This window comes from Phyllobacterium sp. P30BS-XVII, assembly GCF_014138335.1.
Lineage (GTDB): Bacteria > Pseudomonadota > Alphaproteobacteria > Rhizobiales > Rhizobiaceae > Phyllobacterium > Phyllobacterium meliloti.
In genome coordinates, this window is the sequence record NZ_JACGXO010000010.1 from 153555 (window position 1) to 168408 (window position 14854).

A 14854-nucleotide genomic window follows, 5' to 3' on the forward strand; every position below is an offset into this window, starting at 1 on the left:
GGATTTGATGCGCATTGTCGGCGGTAAATTTCGCGGGCGGGCATTGGCAACGCCAAACACCAATGCCATCCGGCCAACCACGGATCGGACGCGGGAAAGCCTTTTCAACATTCTGGTGCATAATTATCCGGAAAAGTTTGAAGCAACCCGCGTGCTTGATCTTTTTGCCGGGACGGGCGCATTGGGCCTTGAAGCCATATCGCGCGGTGCGCGCTATGGTGTGTTCATCGAGGAATCGACCGAGGGGCGCGGTCTGATCCGCACCAATGTCGAAGCCTTCGGCCTGCTTGGCAACACCAAGATTTTCCGCCGCGATGCCGCTAAACTTGGCGAAGCGGGGACAATCGAGCCGTTTGATCTCGTCTTCGCCGACCCGCCCTATGGCAAAGGTCTTGGAGAACTTGCCTTCAAATCCGCTCTTGAGGGCGGCTGGCTCAATCCCGACACACTTCTCGTGCTTGAAGAAGAGGCCGAAGCCGTGATCAACCTTGATCCGCGATTCGCGGTGGTGGAAGAACGTCACTATGGCGGAACAATCATAAGATTTGTCACGTTGAGCGGCTAAACCGCTGCATTGTTGAACAGGATTGCGAAGGAAGATTGATGTCGCAAGTAATAGGCCGCACGATTGCGGCATTCGTTTTGGCCGGAACATTATCGACAGCCGGTTTCATTCTTCCCACACATGCCCAGACCATGGCGCAGCTGACCGCAGAGGTTCAGAAGGCCGATAGCGCCGGTGTCTCGTCCTTCCATCTGGAGAATGGACTTGAGGTCGTGGTGATCCCCGACCATCGCGCGCCCGTTGTCACTCATATGCTGTGGTATCATGTGGGATCAGCCGATGAAGACCCCGGCAAGTCGGGCATTGCGCATTTCTTTGAACATCTGATGTTCAAGGCGACCAAGACCTATCCGGCGGGTGAATTTTCCCGCAAGGTTGCCGAGATCGGCGGTCAGGAAAACGCCTTCACCTCCTATGATTATACGGCCTTCTTCCAGCAGGTATCGCCGCAGGCGCTCGAAATGGTCATGACCTATGAGGCGGACCGCATGGAAAACCTCATCCTCAATGATGAGGTGGTGAAGACAGAGCGTGACGTTGTTCTGGAGGAGCGCCGTTCACGCGTTGATACCAATCCGGCGGCGCTTTTGTCTGAAGAAGTCAACGCAACGCTTTACCAGAACCATCCTTACCGGTTCCCGGTCATTGGCTGGTTGCACGAAATGGAGCAGCTCAACCTCAAGGATGCTCTGGCATTCTATGAGAAATTCTACACGCCCAACAATGCGACGCTCGTCGTTTCGGGTGACGTTGATGCGGACACAGTGAAAGCGCTGGCTGAAAAGACCTATGGCAAGGTGCCACGCCGCTCGGAACCCGGTAAACGCATCAGGCCGCAGGAACCGGAACAGAACACCAAACGCACCGTATCAATGGCCGATCCGCGCGTATCGCAGCCAAGCTTCCAGAAATTATGGCTCGTGCCGTCCTATAACAATGCCAAGCCGGGCGAAGCCGAAGCGCTTGATCTTCTGAGTGAAATTCTCGGTGGTTCGACGCGCAGCCGCGTGTATCAGGCACTTGTTGTCAAGGATGGGCTCGCCGCCAGTGCTGGCGTCTATTATCAGGGCGGATCGCTGGACGACGGCACGTTCTCTGTTTATGGCGCGCCGCGTGGTTCGGCCTCGCTGCAGCAGGTCGAGGCCGGTGTTGACGCGCAGATCGCCCGTATCATTAAGGACGGTGTGACAGAAGACGAGTTGGAACAGGCGCGTAACCGCTTTTTGAAAAGCGTTATCTTCGCCCGTGACAGTCAGGCAGGAATGGCCCGCATCTATGGCTCGACGCTTTCAACAGGCCAGACGATCAAGGACATTCAGGAATGGCCAGATCGTATTCAGGCGGTAAAGGTTGAGGATATCAAGGATGTGGCCAAGCGCTATCTTGTCGACGCCCGTTCTGTCACCAGTTACCTGATGCCGGAGGACGGCAAACCCGACGAGAAAATACCGTCAACAGGTGAAGCTGCACCTGTTCAGCCGCAAACTGAGGGAGTCATCCAATGACCAGAATGTTGACACCCGTTTTTGGCAGGATCGCTGCTGCATTCCTTTTCGTTATCTTCGCCGCCGCACCCGTTTATGCGGTGGAAATCAAGGAAGTAGTCTCACCCAAGGGCATTCGTGCCTGGCTGGTGCAGGACGATTTTGTTCCGCTGATCGCCCTGCGGTTTTCCTTCGAGGGCGGTTCGGCGCAGGACCCCAAAGGCAAGGAAGGTCTCGCCAATCTGATGACCGGCCTCTTTGACGAGGGCGCCGGTGATCTCGATTCAGATGCGTTTCAGGAAAAGCTCGACAATGTCGGCGCTGAAATGGGTTTCAGTGCCGATGACGACCGTATTTCAGGTTCTATGCGTATGCTCGCCGATAAGCGCGATGAGGCGGTTGATCTTCTGGCGCTTGCGGTGAACAAGCCGCGTTTCGATCAGGCACCGATTGATCGTATTCGCCAGCAGCTTGTTGCCAATATCAAGGCGTCGGAACGTGATCCGAACACCATCGCCGGGCGCAAATTTGCCGAAGCGCTCTATGGTGATCATCCCTATGGTCGCCAGTCGCAGGGCACTGAAGCCAGTCTGGCATCCATCACACGTGATGATCTTGTCGGCTATCACAGCCACGTCTTTGCCCGTGACAAGCTGATCGTTGGTGTTGTCGGTTCAATCAGTCCCGAACAGCTGGCTCCTTTGCTCGACAAGGTTTTTGGCAATCTGCCCGAGAAGGCGCAGCTTGAGCCCATCAAGGACGCAAAACTTGCCTTGGGCAAAACAACCCGCGTCGACTATCCCCTGCCGCAGACATCAATTTCCATGGTCTATCCGGGCGTACGGCGGCAGGATGCTGATTTCTTCCCGGCCTTTATCATGAACCATATTCTGGGCGGCGGCAGTTTTTCGTCCCGTATCTACAACGAGGTTCGCGAGAAGCGTGGCCTTGCCTATTCCGCCGGCTCGGCTCTGGTCAGCCGCGATCATATGGCGGCGCTGACCATTTCAACGGCAACCCGCTCCGACCGTGCAGGCGAAACCTTGCAAATTATCAAGGATGAAGTTGCCCGCATGGCCAAGGATGGCCCGACGGAGGATGAACTGGTCGAAGCCAAGAAATACCTTGTCGGGTCTTACGCCATCAGTAATCTGGATTCATCATCCGCCGTTGCCAGCACGCTGATCGGGCTTCAGGATGAACATCTTGGCCGGGACTATATCGACAAGCGGGCAGACTTGATCAATGCTGTGACGCTGGATCAGGTAAAGGCTGCGGCGAAGAAATTGCTGGAAACCGAACCGGCTATTCTGATTGTTGGTCCGCCCCAGTCCTGATTGAGGATATGCCATGATTGCGCGTGATCTCGAAAATATATCCGGTTCTGCTGGCACCAGTGTTGTCAGCAGTTCGCCGAGCTTTGCTATTGCCTTTGGCGGCGGCGGGGCGAGGGGATTGGCGCATATTAATGTCATCGAGGCATTGGACGAGCTTGGCATCAAACCGGTGGCCATTTCAGGATCTTCCATCGGTGCGATTATGGGTGCGGGCATGGCGGCCGGCATGGCCGGTCGGGACATCCGCGAATATGCCATTGCCACCCTGTCACGGCGTGCCGAAATAGCGGCACGCCTTTGGCGTCTGCGCCCGGCGACTTTTGGCGAAATGTTCGGCGGAGGCATCCGCTTCAGCCAGTTCAACATCGAAAAGGTTCTCAAGACCTTTTTGCCGGAACAGATCCCTGACACATTCGAGGAATTGCCCATACCGCTCAGCGTGACGGCAACCGACTTTTACGGCCAGCGCGAAATCCCGATCAACGAAGGCGATCTTTTCAACGCCATTGCCGCCTCCGCCGCCATTCCGGCATTGTTTCGTCCAGTGCGCCGGGATGACCGGGTGCTGATTGATGGCGGCATCTACAATCCGGTGCCGTTTGATCATCTCAAGGATAAGGCGAAATTCGTCATCGGCATTGATGTGGTTGGTGGCCCGGAAGGCGACGGGCGTAAATTCCCGTCATCGATTGACGCCATGTTCGGCGCTAGCCAGCTGATGATGCAATCCATCATCGCCACGCGGCTGCGCACCGATCCACCTGCCATCTTTCTGCGGCCCAGCGTTGCCCGTTTCGGCGTTCTGGATTTCCTGCGGGTTGAACAGGTGTTGAACGAATCAATCGGTATCAAGGACGAGTTGAAGCGCGCCGTTGATGCCGCCATCACCTATACGGAACACGCCGAGCAGGAATAGCGGCAGCGATCAGCTTTCTGATCACGAAAACATTGATATTGCCTTGAGATAAACGAGGTACCAGAAGGCTGCTCCGAAAAGTGCCATACCGTACCACAGCAGCGCCGTGGCAAAGCGCTTAATTCTTGGTGCGCGACATACACGATAGACAAAGGATGCCAATCCACCAGCAGCGGCGATTACAAAGGTCATCATGATGAATGCGCCTGTCTGAACGCGAATTCATCTCTTGTATCTGAGGCGTTGCGATATCAGAATCCGTATGCCTACTTACCCGAGCGCGGTAATATCAGTGCCTTGCCAGCGTCGACACGGGACTATTCTGCGGGTTCCGGGTCTGGAAGCATCTCTTCCGTATCGATACGCTTGGATTCGCGCGTTGGCTTGATCAGCGGTTCCGGCGTTACTGGCCGCGTCAGCAACAGGTCATTGCCCGCCATCAGCCCTTCCGACGCCTGAATGTGTAGCCGGTCTTCATCGCGACTGCGGATGTCTTCCATGATCTCATAGGCCACATCTTCGCTCGTTCCGAGTTCTTCCAGCGTGCGGCGGCCAAAAAGCAGGCCCGACTCGAAAGTTTCACGCAATTCATACTGCACGCCCTTGGCGCGCAATTTCAGCGTGTGGCCGCGATCATAGGAGCGCACGAACAGCTTGATATCAGGATATTCCGACTGGATCAGATCAACGATCTTGTCCGTGGTCTCCCGCTTGTGCGTACAGACGGCGACAATCTTCGCCTGCCGGATACCAGCTGCCTCCAGCACTTCCTTGCGGGTGCCGTCACCGAAATAAATGCGGAAGCCAAACTTCGAGGCGGCACGGATGCGGTCAGCAGAAGCATCGATCAGTGTGACACTCGTACCACCAGCCAGAAGGATTTGCGCTGCAATCTGGCCATAGCGCGAAAAGCCGATCATCAGAACATCAGCTCCGGCGGCACCATCAAAATCCTCGTCAATCTGTTCTTCCGCATTCGCATCAACGAGAAAGCGATTACCGAGTGCGACCGATAGCGGCATGACCGCCATGGATAATGTGACAACGGCGATCATCTCGGAGGCTGTCGAGGTGCTCAGTAATCCTGCCGCCGCGGCTGTCGTGAACAGTACAAAACCGAACTCACCGCCCTGGGGCAAGAAGAAGGCGATACGGATCGCATCATTATGATTGCAGCGGAAAAGCCGCGCCAGCACATAGACGACCAGAGCCTTGACGGCCATGAACACAGGAACAGCAAGAAGGATCATTTGCCAGTCGGCAAGGATAACTTTGAGGTCAATCGACAGCCCGACCGCCATGAAGAACAGGCCGAGGAAGATACCGCGAAATGGCTCAATATCCGCTTCCAGTTCGTGCCGATAGGACGATTCAGCCAGCAGCACCCCGGCAATGAAAGCACCCATAGCCATGGAGAGTCCGGCAAACTGCATCAGCATTGCCGCACCGAGCACGACGAACAAGGCGGCGGCAATCATCACCTCGCGCGCGCCTGTGTTGGCGATAAAGCGAAACAGCGGGTTGAGCAGATAACGGCCAACGGCAACGATTGCGCCGATGCAGATGATAGCGATCAGGAACTTGCCGAGAGGATCGGCTTCGTGTTGGGCAGAGCCCGGCGCAAGCACGGGAATCATTGCCAGCAGAGGAACGATGGCAAGATCCTGAAACAGCAGAATGGCAAAGGATGTCTGACCATGCGGCATATTGGTTTCGCCGCGCTCTTCCAATATCTGCATGGCGAAGGCGGTGGATGACAGGGCAAGACCGAAGCCGATAACCACTGCGCCCTGCCAGCTCATGAGATGGAAGGCGAGAATGAGCCCGGTCAAGGCGGCGCCTGAGACGATAACCTGCGCGGCGCCGAGGCCGAAAATTGCATGGCGCATGTTCCACAGGCGCGTTGGCTTCAGTTCAAGGCCGATGACAAACAGCAGGAAAACCACACCGAGTTCGGAGAAATGCAGGACCTGTTCGCCGTCAGTGATCAGATTGGCCAGCGGTCCGATCAAAAGGCCCGCCGCCAGATATCCCAGCACTGTTCCAAGACCCAACCGCTTGAACAATGGGGCGGCAATGATTGCTCCAGCCAGCAAAGCCAGAGCCTGAAAATAGAGATTGCCGCTTTGTGAAAGCATGAGCCTGACCCAGTCTGTTGCGAATGTTACGCGTGTTTGCCTTGATAGACCCAAATTTGCACCATATAGGAGGCAGTGCATCATCTGATTATTGGTCAGATATGTCCTTGCATCCTATCATGCAATCAACTCTAGGGATGAATATGATCGAGCCGGCCAATTCCCGCGAATTCGTTGACAATGCTGCTGCGCTTGTCGAAGCCGCACGCAAAGCCGGAGCCGACGCCGCCGATGCGGTTGTCGTGCGTTCGCGGTCCACGGGCGTCAGCGTCAGGCTTGGCAAGGTCGAGGCGACCGAATCTTCGGAAAGTGACGATTTCTCTCTGCGCGTCTTTGTTGGCAGGAAAGTGGCAAGCATATCGGCAACCGCCGGTTCCGATCCAAAAATTCTTGCCGAGCGCGCCGTCGCCATGGCGAAGGTCTCGCCTGATGATGCTTTTGAAGGCCTGGCCGACTCCGATAGTCTGGTGCGCACCATTCGCGATCTTGATCTCTTTGATCCGACAGTCGTCGAAGCCGCGCGTCTGACACAGGATGCGCTGGCCGCCGAAGAGGCGGCTCTTGCGGTTGAAGGCGTTACCAATTCTGGTGGTGCATCGGCCTCCGCAGGTCTTGGCGGCATGGTCCTCGTCACCTCCGGCGGCTTCGTCGGCCATTATATGGGCTCGCGGTTTTCCCGTTCGGTCAGTGCTATTGCCGGCACCGGCACGGGAATGGAACGCGATTATGATTTTTCCTCGCGCCAGCATTTCGATGCGCTTGAGGACCCGGCTGCCATTGGCCGTTCAGCCGCAGCGCGCGCGGTGAAACGCCTTGGCGCACGGCAGGCCAAAACAGGCCTCGTCAATGTTGTGTATGATCCTCGCGTCGCGCGTGGTATTGCGTCCCATTTGTCCAGCGCCATCAACGGTTCTTCCGTTGCGCGCAAGACGAGCTTTCTCAAAGATCGCATGAACGAGAAGATCCTCGCTGAAAGCATCAATGTCACCGATGATCCGCTGCGTATTCGCGGGTCTTCCTCGCGCCCTTTCGATGGCGAGGGGATCGAGGGTCAGGCACTGACCATGGTCGAAAACGGCGTGTTGAAGCACTGGTTCCTGTCCACATCAACGGGCAAGGAACTGGGGCTCAGCACCAATGGGCGCGGTGTTCGCTCCGGCTCCGGTGTGGTCCCATCCTCCACCAACTTTGCCATTGAACCCGGCGAGCAGTCACCCGAAGCGCTGATCCGCGCTGTTGGAACGGGCTTCTATGTCACGGAGCTTTTTGGTCAGGGCGTCGATATGATCACGGGACAGTATAGCCGCGGCGCATCCGGCTACTGGATTGAAAACGGTGAACTTGCCTATCCGGTCAGTGAAGTCACGATTGCCTCCAATCTGAAGGACATGTTCCTCAAACTGGTGGCGGCAAATGATATTGATCGTAATTTTGGCGTTGCCAGTCCGACACTCGTAATCGAAGGCATGACTCTTGCCGGCAAGTGAACAAAACCGTGATGACCTTGCCCTGATCAGGGAAGCAGCCGAAGGTGCCGGGCGCATTGCCCTGTCCTATTTCCGGCAGGACCCGCAGGTCTGGATGAAAACCGGCAATTCGCCTGTGAGCGAGGCCGATCTTGCCGCGGACAAATATCTGAAAGACATGCTTCTGACGGCCCGTCCAGATTATGGCTGGATTTCCGAAGAAACCCTTGATGACCGTGCAGCGGCGTCGCGCCGACGCTTTTTCGTGGTTGATCCCATTGATGGCACCCGCGCCTTTATTGAGGGTTCGGATGTCTGGTGCGTTAGCGTCGCTGTTATCGAGGATGGCAGGCCGGTTGCCGGTGTACTGGAATGCCCGGCCCGTAATCAGACGATCACAGCACTACCGGGACAGGGTGCCGAGCAAAATGGAACCTCCATTCACGTCAGCACCAGTGGTGTGCCGTTCAAAGTGGCTGGTCCCGGACCTTTCCTGAAAAAACTGCCGGAACATTTCCAGCAGTCGATGGAGGCCGCTCCCTATATCGCCTCGCTCGCCTATCGCATTGCCATGGTGGCGCGCGGCGATATAGCAGGCACATTTGTGCGGCCAAACTCGCATGACTGGGATTTGGCTGCTGCGGACCTGATTTTGGCTGAGGCTGGCGGTCGTGTCCTTTCGACCGATGGCAAACCACTCATCTATGGCCTTCGCAATCACGAGAGGGGCGATTATCGCCATGGCGCGCTTGTCGCGGCCAGCGGATTGCTCATGGACAACATGTTGGACGTTGTCGCCGAAACCGCCTTCGGCTAAACAGGCTAAAAATTATCGATAACTTGAACGGATGGGCGACCATGAGCGAAAATACAGCAGAATCGAAACAACTGCTTCACCTGGTTTTTGGCGGCGAGCTGAAGAAACTCGGTGGTGTTGAATTCCGCGATCTGGAAAAACTGGATGTTGTCGGCATTTATCCGAACTTCGAAACGGCGCAGCGCGCCTGGAAGTCCAAGGCACAGCAGACCGTCGACAATGCGCATATGCGCTATTTCATCGTCCATATGCACAAGCTGCTTGACCCTGATACAGGCAAGGCGAGCTGACCGGTCTCCGGTCACGCATTGACAGCGGCATGATGGATAACAGCACAGCAACCGCCAAGGCACCCCGCAAGAAGAACGGGGTGCTGAAACGGTTTTGGCGCTCGGTGCGCGGGCCTCTGGCGAAATCGCGCTTTGTCCGCTCGATGATTGTCTGGCTGATCACGCAGTTTTTCCGGCTCGTCAACAACACCAATCCGCGCCTGCCCGGCTCCTCCGATCTGGAAGACATGAAGCGCGGCGGTGAGCCTTTCATCGCCGTTGCCTGGCATGGCCAGCATCTGATGGCACCGTTTCTGATGCCGCGCGGTGTGCGCTTTGTCGCCATGTTCTCCAAGAGCAAGGACGCGGAACTGAATGCCCGCGTGGCAGAGCGGTTCGGTGTCGAGATTATTCGCGGCTCAGGCGGCAGGGAGCCGACAAAAAGTATTGAAAAGGGTGGCGTAAGAGCTTTGCTTGCCCTGAAAAAGGCACTGAAGGACGGTAAGACTGCGGCGATGATTGCTGATATCCCCCATGGAACACCGCGCGACTCCGGTCTCGGTGTCATACTTCTTGCCAAACTGTCTGGCCGCCCGATCATTCCAATCTGCTATATGACGTCACGCAGGAAAGTTCTGGAGAAGAGCTGGGATAAGACAACGATTCCCTTGCCATTCGGTAAGTCAGGGTTGATTGTCGGCGACCCGATCTTTGTCCCTGAGGATGCTGATGATGCAATGCTTGAAACCAAGCGTGTCGAGTTGACCGCGAGCCTGAACGCCAATACGGCACGGGTGCAAGCGCTTGTGGATGGTCAGGCGTGAGCGAGCGTTGGGCCCGCTTCATCCTGAGCAGCTACCGCTGGGTGGGTGCGATGGCATTTCCGGTGGTTGGCGCCTATGTTGCCTTCCGTGCCAGCAAGGGCAAGGAAGAGCGCGGACGGCAGGGTGAACGCTATGGCGTCGCCAGCGTCGCGCGGCCGACAGGGCCGTTGGTGTGGGTTCACGCGGCAAGTGTGGGGGAAACATCCGCCGTCACTCCATTGGTCGAAACCATCGTCGATATGGGCATCAATGTTGTTCTGACCACGGGCACGGTTACATCGGCCAAGATGGTGCAGGAACGTCTGGGTGATCGCGTTATCCATCAATATGTACCGCTTGATCTGAAACCGGCGGTTGATCGTTTCCTCAGTCACTGGCAACCGGACCTTGCCGTGATTTGCGAATCCGAAATCTGGCCCATGACCATTCTCGAACTTGGATTGCGGCGTGTCCCGCAGGTTCTGGTCAATGGCCGCCTGTCAGATAAATCCTTTGCCTCCTGGCAGAAAAGATCATCTGTCGCGGAAGCACTCTTCGAAAATCTTGCGCATGTGGTTGCACAGTCCGACATTGATGGCGAACGGTTCCGTGCCCTTGGCGCGCGTCCGGTCACGGTATCGGGCAATCTGAAAGTGGATACGGCAGTTCCGCCTGTTGTGCAGTCCGAACTTGAGATTTTGCAGCGCCAGATCGGCAACCGCAAGACATGGGCCGCCATCTCTACCCACCAGGGCGAGGAAGAGGTTGTTGCGCAGGTTCATCATATGCTCAAGGTCAGGCACCGCGATCTTCTGACCATCATTGTGCCGCGTCATCCGGATCGTGCGCCTGCTATTGCTGAGGAAATCGAAAAGCTTGGCATGAAGGTGGCATTGCGCAGTCGCGGCGATGTCATCAAGCCGGATACGGACATTTATCTTGGTGATACGATCGGCGAGATGGGGCTCTATCTCAGATTGACGGAGATTGCGTTTGTCGGACGTTCGCTGCTGGCACAGGGCGGGCAGAACCCGCTCGAACCGGCAATGCTGAAGACCGCGATCCTGTCCGGGCGCAATGTGCAGAACTTCCGCGATTCCTATCAGCGCTTGATCAAGAATGGCGCGGCAAAGCTTATTCGCGACAAGGATATGCTGGCCGGAGCGGTGAACTATCTTTTCAACAATCCGGCTGATCGGCAGATCATGATTGATGCTGGCGTGAAAACTGTCGAAGACATGCGTGGCTCGCTCGATCTTACCATGAATGCGCTCGAACCGTTTATTCAACCATTGGTATTGAAGGCGCGATTGAGTGCCCGTGAAGGTGGTTGGAAATGACCAGCGAAGCGCCTCCATTCTGGTGGGAAAAGCCGGATTGGCGCGCGCGGGCCTTAACTCCTCTGTCAAAGATATACGGCATGGTTGCCGGGCGGCGCATTCGCCGCGCCGTGCCGCCAGCTGTCCCCGTGCCGGTGCTTTGCATTGGCAATTTCACCGTCGGCGGAGCGGGCAAAACACCGACTTCCATTGCCTTTGCGCAGGCTGCGCGTTCAGCTGGGCTCAATCCCGGCATTGTCTCGCGCGGCTATGGCGGTGCTTTTTCGGGATTGCACCGGGTCGATCCTGATCATGACAGTGCCCGCCATGTGGGCGATGAACCTATGCTGCTGGCCGGTCACGCGCCGGTGGTCGTGTGCGCCGACCGATTTGCTGGCGCAAAAGCATTGCAGGATGCAGGATGCGATTTCATCATCATGGATGATGGATTTCAGAGCGCGCGGCTGCATTTTGACTATGCGCTGATGGTCGTTGATGCTGGGCGCGGTATCGGCAATGGTCACGTCATTCCCGGCGGCCCGCTACGGGCACCCCTGACGGATCAGCTGGTGCGCACCGATGCCGTACTCAAGATTGGTTCGGCCAGCGGTGCCGATGGGCTCGTGCGCAATGCTGCCCGTGCGGCCAAACCGGTATACGAGGCCACGCTTCAGCCCAAGACGGAGCTTTCCGTTATGGGGCAACCGTTGCTCGCTTTTGCCGGTATTGGCGACCCGTCGAAATTCTTTCGCACATTGGCAGAGGCAGGCGGCAACGTCGTACAGTCAAGACCGTTTCCGGATCATCATCCCTTTACGGATGAAGAGATTGCCGATCTGATCAAAAGCGCCGATGCGGAAGGATTGACGCTGATTACGACGGCGAAGGATCATGTGCGTCTGCTCGACGGCAGTGAAGCCGCAAGGGCATTTGCTGCGCGAACGCAGGTGCTTGATGTGGAACTGGTCTTTGCCCATCCGCAAACAGCGGCTCGTATTATCAGTGAAACGCGGGAGCGCGCGCGTCTGCGGCTTATTCGCCGTTCATAGACCGTGACGGAAGTTGCGTATTCTTGGCGGGGCTTCACGCATGGGGATATCCATGGTGCGGCCTGTCGTCTGGCTGTAAAGCCTGTCATTGGAAAACAGAATCTGCCCCGGCAAGCCGAGCTGTACGGACAGTGCAACCTTTGGCGCTGACTTTGAAGCGGGAATTTCGATCTCATAGGCAATCGGGAAATAGCCGCTGCGGCCAAGCGTAAAGCTGGTTTCGCCAATAACAGGCATTGGTTTCGAATTGCCATTCGTTGCATCATAGGCGGTGATATAGACAACCTGGCTTGGTGTCAGCCGTGCAAAAGGCGAGCCGCGCAGATAGCCTTTGATCGTTTTGGTAGGGCCGCTATAGGCGGGTTCCTTCTTGGCACCGAACGTTGTGCAACCACTTGTGAGCAGAGCGGTGGCAACCAGTGCGAAAAGTGCAGATCGGCGATTGAGCATCAATCAGGCTTTGCTGCGCTGGCGCAGGGATGGGTTCATCTCAAGCTCGCGTTCAAGCGAAATGGTCGCATCGGCATAGGCTTCCTGCCGGGCAACGCTCCAATACTTCAACTCATCAAGCGGAATCTTTTCCGACGTTATCGAGCAAAGCACATAGGACCCCGGCGACAGGACCTGAAAGTCTCCATCGAGGTAGCGTATTTTGGCTTCGCGTGAGCCGGGGCCTTCAAACCTGTTCATTTTCCGGTGTTTTCCAGTTCATAGTTCTGTTCATTTAGGCGGCAGATGCCCTTTGGGTCAAGACTTCACCGTCGCCCGAACAGTCGCTCGATATCCGTGAGCTTCAATTCGATATAGGTCGGGCGCCCGTGATTGCAGGTGCCTGAACCCGGCGTGTCTTCCATCTGGCGCAGCAGCGCGTTCATTTCGTCGGGTTTCAAACGCCGGCCAGAACGCACGGAACCATGGCAGGCCATGGTGGCGGCAACATGGTCGAGAATGGCTTTCAGGCCATCCGAAGTATCATGTTCAGCAATCTCGTCGCTAAGGTCGCGGATCAGTTGCTGCACATCGATTTCGCCCAGCATGGACGGTGTTTCCCGCACGGCAACCGCGCCGGGGCCGAAAGCTTCGACACCTAGACCGAAGCGTGCGAGGGTTTCGGCATGGGCCACAAGCCGCTCCACATCCTCCTCGGGCAGATCGACGATCTCAGGAATGAGCAGCATTTGCGCGGGCAGGGGCCTTGAATGCAGCGCCGTTTTCAACGCTTCATAGACAAGCCGTTCATGTGCCGCGTGCTGATCGACAATGATCAGGCTGTCCTCGGTTTGCGAGACGATATAATTGGCATGGATTTGCGCGCGCGCCGCGCCGAGCGGCGAAGCCAGCAGGGCTTGCGGCGCTTCGGCTGTACTTGCGCGCGTATCTGTTGCCAGCACATCCGCCTCCCGCAGGAAGCTACCAACCGCCTCCGAAAAACCGTTGGCTGCGAAGGGTGCCGCCTCTTCCGGTTCGAATGGTCGAAATGCCGATTGCTGGGTTGTGTAGTTCTGGTTGACCGAGGGTGTTCCCTGCCAGCGCGGTGTCGCTGGCGCCTGATACAGCGGTTCAGCGCCGCCGAGCCGGAAGGATTGCAGCATGGCTTCCGCGCCGCTGGTTGCTGCGCGAATGCCTGACTGCCCCAGCGCCTGACGGATCGCGCCGACGATCAGGCCGCGCACGAGGCCGGGGTCGCGAAAACGCACATCCGCCTTGGCCGGATGCACATTGACGTCGACAAGGGCTGGATCGAGATTGAGAAAGAGCACCACAACCGGATGCCGGTCGCGTGAGATCACATCCGCATAAGCACCGCGAATGGCGCCCCATATCTGCTTGTCACGCACCGGGCGTCCGTTGACATAGGCAAACTGGTGCAGGCTGTTGGCACGGTTGAAGGCGGGTATTCCGGCAAATCCCGATAGGCGCACACCGTCGCGTTCCGCATCGATGGCAATGGCGTTCTCAGGAAACTCCTTGCCGAGAACCTGCGAAATCCGGTCCAGCATACCAGCCGAGCCAACGCCCGTTGCAGCCAGTTCAAGCGGTGTCCGGTCACTGCCCGCCAGCGAAAAGCGGATATGCGGAAAGGCAATCGCCACCCGCTTGACGATATCGCTGATGGCGGATGCTTCTGCCCGGTCCGTCTTCATGAATTTGAGACGCGCCGGCGTGGCAAAAAACAGGTCGCGCACTTCGGCGATGGTGCCCGCATTCATACCGGTCGGACGCGGCCCATCCATATGGCCGCCATGCACGCTGATCTCAAAGCCTGAATCGGCCTGCGCGGTGCGGGATTTGACCGAAAGCCGCGATACGGAGCCAATGGAGGGCAGGGCCTCGCCGCGAAAACCCAGCGCCCGGATATCATGCACATCATCGGTCAGTTTCGACGTGCAATGGCGCGAGACCGCCAATGTCAGCTCATCCGACGGAATGCCCGAACCATTATCGGTTATGCGGATCAGGTTCTTGCCGCCGCCTGCCGTGACCACTTCGATGCGTGTCGCACCCGCATCAATGGCGTTCTCGACAAGCTCCTTCACCACGCTGGCGGGGCGTTCGATGACTTCGCCCGCTGCGATCTGGTTGATGATGGTTTCGGTGAGCTGTTTGATGGCCATGTCATACATATAGGGGATTCGGCTGGCGACGGAAATTGTTCGCTGCCAAAGCGCACCGGAATATATTTTAAGCCGA

15 protein-coding genes are annotated in these 14854 nt (G+C 57.0%); 10 read left to right on the plus strand and 5 right to left on the minus strand.

The genetic code is table 11. The features are described 5' to 3' along the window. Positions 1 to 7 precede the first annotated feature (7 nt). The 4 genes from rsmD to FHW17_RS22935 all read left to right on the plus strand — a co-directional run bounded on the left by rsmD (position 8) and on the right by FHW17_RS22935 (position 4302). Positions 8 to 565, plus strand: coding sequence for a 16S rRNA (guanine(966)-N(2))-methyltransferase RsmD (rsmD, locus tag FHW17_RS22920; RefSeq protein WP_091883736.1), 558 nt, complete (start codon positions 8 to 10; stop codon positions 563 to 565). Positions 566 to 696: 131 nt separating this feature from the next. Further along, on the plus strand, positions 697 to 2070 hold the full coding sequence (locus FHW17_RS22925; RefSeq protein ID WP_246706996.1) for a pitrilysin family protein: 1374 nt from the start codon (positions 697 to 699) through the stop codon (positions 2068 to 2070). Positions 2071 to 2075: 5 nt separating this feature from the next. Next, entirely contained in the window at positions 2076 to 3386 is a 1311-nt protein-coding gene (locus tag FHW17_RS22930; RefSeq protein WP_112527290.1) for a pitrilysin family protein, read from the plus strand. 13 nt (positions 3387 to 3399) lie between these two features. Beyond that, positions 3400 to 4302, plus strand: coding sequence for a patatin-like phospholipase family protein (locus FHW17_RS22935; protein ID WP_112527209.1), 903 nt, complete (start codon positions 3400 to 3402; stop codon positions 4300 to 4302). A 21-nt stretch (positions 4303 to 4323) separates the two neighbouring features. On the opposite strand, the gene FHW17_RS22940 is transcribed toward FHW17_RS22935, so the two are convergent. Beyond that, positions 4324 to 4497, minus strand: coding sequence for a hypothetical protein (locus FHW17_RS22940; RefSeq protein WP_162700411.1), 174 nt, complete (start codon positions 4495 to 4497; stop codon positions 4324 to 4326). Positions 4498 to 4619: 122 nt separating this feature from the next. Further along, positions 4620 to 6440, minus strand: coding sequence for a monovalent cation:proton antiporter-2 (CPA2) family protein (locus FHW17_RS22945; RefSeq protein WP_112527211.1), 1821 nt, complete (start codon positions 6438 to 6440; stop codon positions 4620 to 4622). Between the two features lie 143 nt (positions 6441 to 6583). Here FHW17_RS22945 and FHW17_RS22950 point away from each other — a divergent pair, with 143 nt between their 5' ends. From FHW17_RS22950 to lpxK, 6 genes are read left to right on the plus strand one after another with little or no spacing between them, the layout of a single operon-like run. Continuing rightward, positions 6584 to 7927: a TldD/PmbA family protein gene (locus FHW17_RS22950; protein ID WP_112527292.1), complete on the plus strand. Its 1344-nt coding sequence runs from the start codon at positions 6584 to 6586 to the stop codon at positions 7925 to 7927. Further along, positions 7914 to 8723, plus strand: coding sequence for a 3'(2'),5'-bisphosphate nucleotidase CysQ (locus FHW17_RS22955; RefSeq protein WP_112527213.1), 810 nt, complete (start codon positions 7914 to 7916; stop codon positions 8721 to 8723). Before FHW17_RS22950 ends, FHW17_RS22955 begins: the two co-directional genes overlap by 14 nt. Positions 8724 to 8764: 41 nt before the next feature. Next, positions 8765 to 9013, plus strand: coding sequence for a DUF4170 domain-containing protein (locus FHW17_RS22960; RefSeq protein WP_091883647.1), 249 nt, complete (start codon positions 8765 to 8767; stop codon positions 9011 to 9013). A gap of 29 nt (positions 9014 to 9042) precedes the next feature. Then, the gene (locus tag FHW17_RS22965) at positions 9043 to 9816 is read left to right on the plus strand and encodes a lysophospholipid acyltransferase family protein (protein WP_112527215.1); all 774 of its coding nucleotides are present in this window, start codon (positions 9043 to 9045) and stop codon (positions 9814 to 9816) included. Further along, positions 9813 to 11135, plus strand: a complete 1323-nt coding sequence (gene waaA, locus FHW17_RS22970; protein WP_112527217.1) for a lipid IV(A) 3-deoxy-D-manno-octulosonic acid transferase — start codon at positions 9813 to 9815, stop codon at positions 11133 to 11135. Before FHW17_RS22965 ends, waaA begins: the two co-directional genes overlap by 4 nt. Continuing rightward, the gene (lpxK, locus tag FHW17_RS22975) at positions 11132 to 12163 is read left to right on the plus strand and encodes a tetraacyldisaccharide 4'-kinase (RefSeq protein ID WP_182510899.1); all 1032 of its coding nucleotides are present in this window, start codon (positions 11132 to 11134) and stop codon (positions 12161 to 12163) included. Before waaA ends, lpxK begins: the two co-directional genes overlap by 4 nt. Here the strand turns inward: lpxK and FHW17_RS22980 are convergent. The 3 genes from FHW17_RS22980 to mutL all read right to left on the minus strand — a co-directional run bounded on the left by FHW17_RS22980 (position 12158) and on the right by mutL (position 14778). Continuing rightward, positions 12158 to 12613, minus strand: coding sequence for a hypothetical protein (locus FHW17_RS22980; protein WP_182510900.1), 456 nt, complete (start codon positions 12611 to 12613; stop codon positions 12158 to 12160). The two genes, lpxK and FHW17_RS22980, sit on opposite strands and share 6 nt — an antisense overlap. Before the next feature lie 3 nt (positions 12614 to 12616). Further along, entirely contained in the window at positions 12617 to 12853 is a 237-nt protein-coding gene (locus tag FHW17_RS22985; protein ID WP_112527223.1) for a DUF2093 domain-containing protein, read from the minus strand. 65 nt (positions 12854 to 12918) lie between these two features. Continuing rightward, positions 12919 to 14778, minus strand: a complete 1860-nt coding sequence (mutL, locus tag FHW17_RS22990; RefSeq protein ID WP_182510901.1) for a DNA mismatch repair endonuclease MutL — start codon at positions 14776 to 14778, stop codon at positions 12919 to 12921. Between the last annotated feature and the right edge of the window lie 76 nt (positions 14779 to 14854).

Coding starts and splice junctions, on each gene's coding strand:
- rsmD (WP_091883736.1), top strand. CDS start 8: ATGCGCATTGTCGGCGGTAAATTTCGCGGGCGGGCATTGGCAACGCCA.
- FHW17_RS22925 (WP_246706996.1), top strand. CDS start 697: ATGGCGCAGCTGACCGCAGAGGTTCAGAAGGCCGATAGCGCCGGTGTC.
- FHW17_RS22930 (WP_112527290.1), top strand. CDS start 2,076: ATGTTGACACCCGTTTTTGGCAGGATCGCTGCTGCATTCCTTTTCGTT.
- FHW17_RS22935 (WP_112527209.1), top strand. CDS start 3,400: ATGATTGCGCGTGATCTCGAAAATATATCCGGTTCTGCTGGCACCAGT.
- FHW17_RS22940 (WP_162700411.1), bottom strand. CDS start 4,497: ATGATGACCTTTGTAATCGCCGCTGCTGGTGGATTGGCATCCTTTGTC.
- FHW17_RS22945 (WP_112527211.1), bottom strand. CDS start 6,440: ATGCTTTCACAAAGCGGCAATCTCTATTTTCAGGCTCTGGCTTTGCTG.
- FHW17_RS22950 (WP_112527292.1), top strand. CDS start 6,584: ATGATCGAGCCGGCCAATTCCCGCGAATTCGTTGACAATGCTGCTGCG.
- FHW17_RS22960 (WP_091883647.1), top strand. CDS start 8,765: ATGAGCGAAAATACAGCAGAATCGAAACAACTGCTTCACCTGGTTTTT.
- FHW17_RS22965 (WP_112527215.1), top strand. CDS start 9,043: ATGATGGATAACAGCACAGCAACCGCCAAGGCACCCCGCAAGAAGAAC.
- lpxK (WP_182510899.1), top strand. CDS start 11,132: ATGACCAGCGAAGCGCCTCCATTCTGGTGGGAAAAGCCGGATTGGCGC.
- FHW17_RS22980 (WP_182510900.1), bottom strand. CDS start 12,613: ATGCTCAATCGCCGATCTGCACTTTTCGCACTGGTTGCCACCGCTCTG.
- FHW17_RS22985 (WP_112527223.1), bottom strand. CDS start 12,853: ATGAACAGGTTTGAAGGCCCCGGCTCACGCGAAGCCAAAATACGCTAC.
- mutL (WP_182510901.1), bottom strand. CDS start 14,778: ATGGCCATCAAACAGCTCACCGAAACCATCATCAACCAGATCGCAGCG.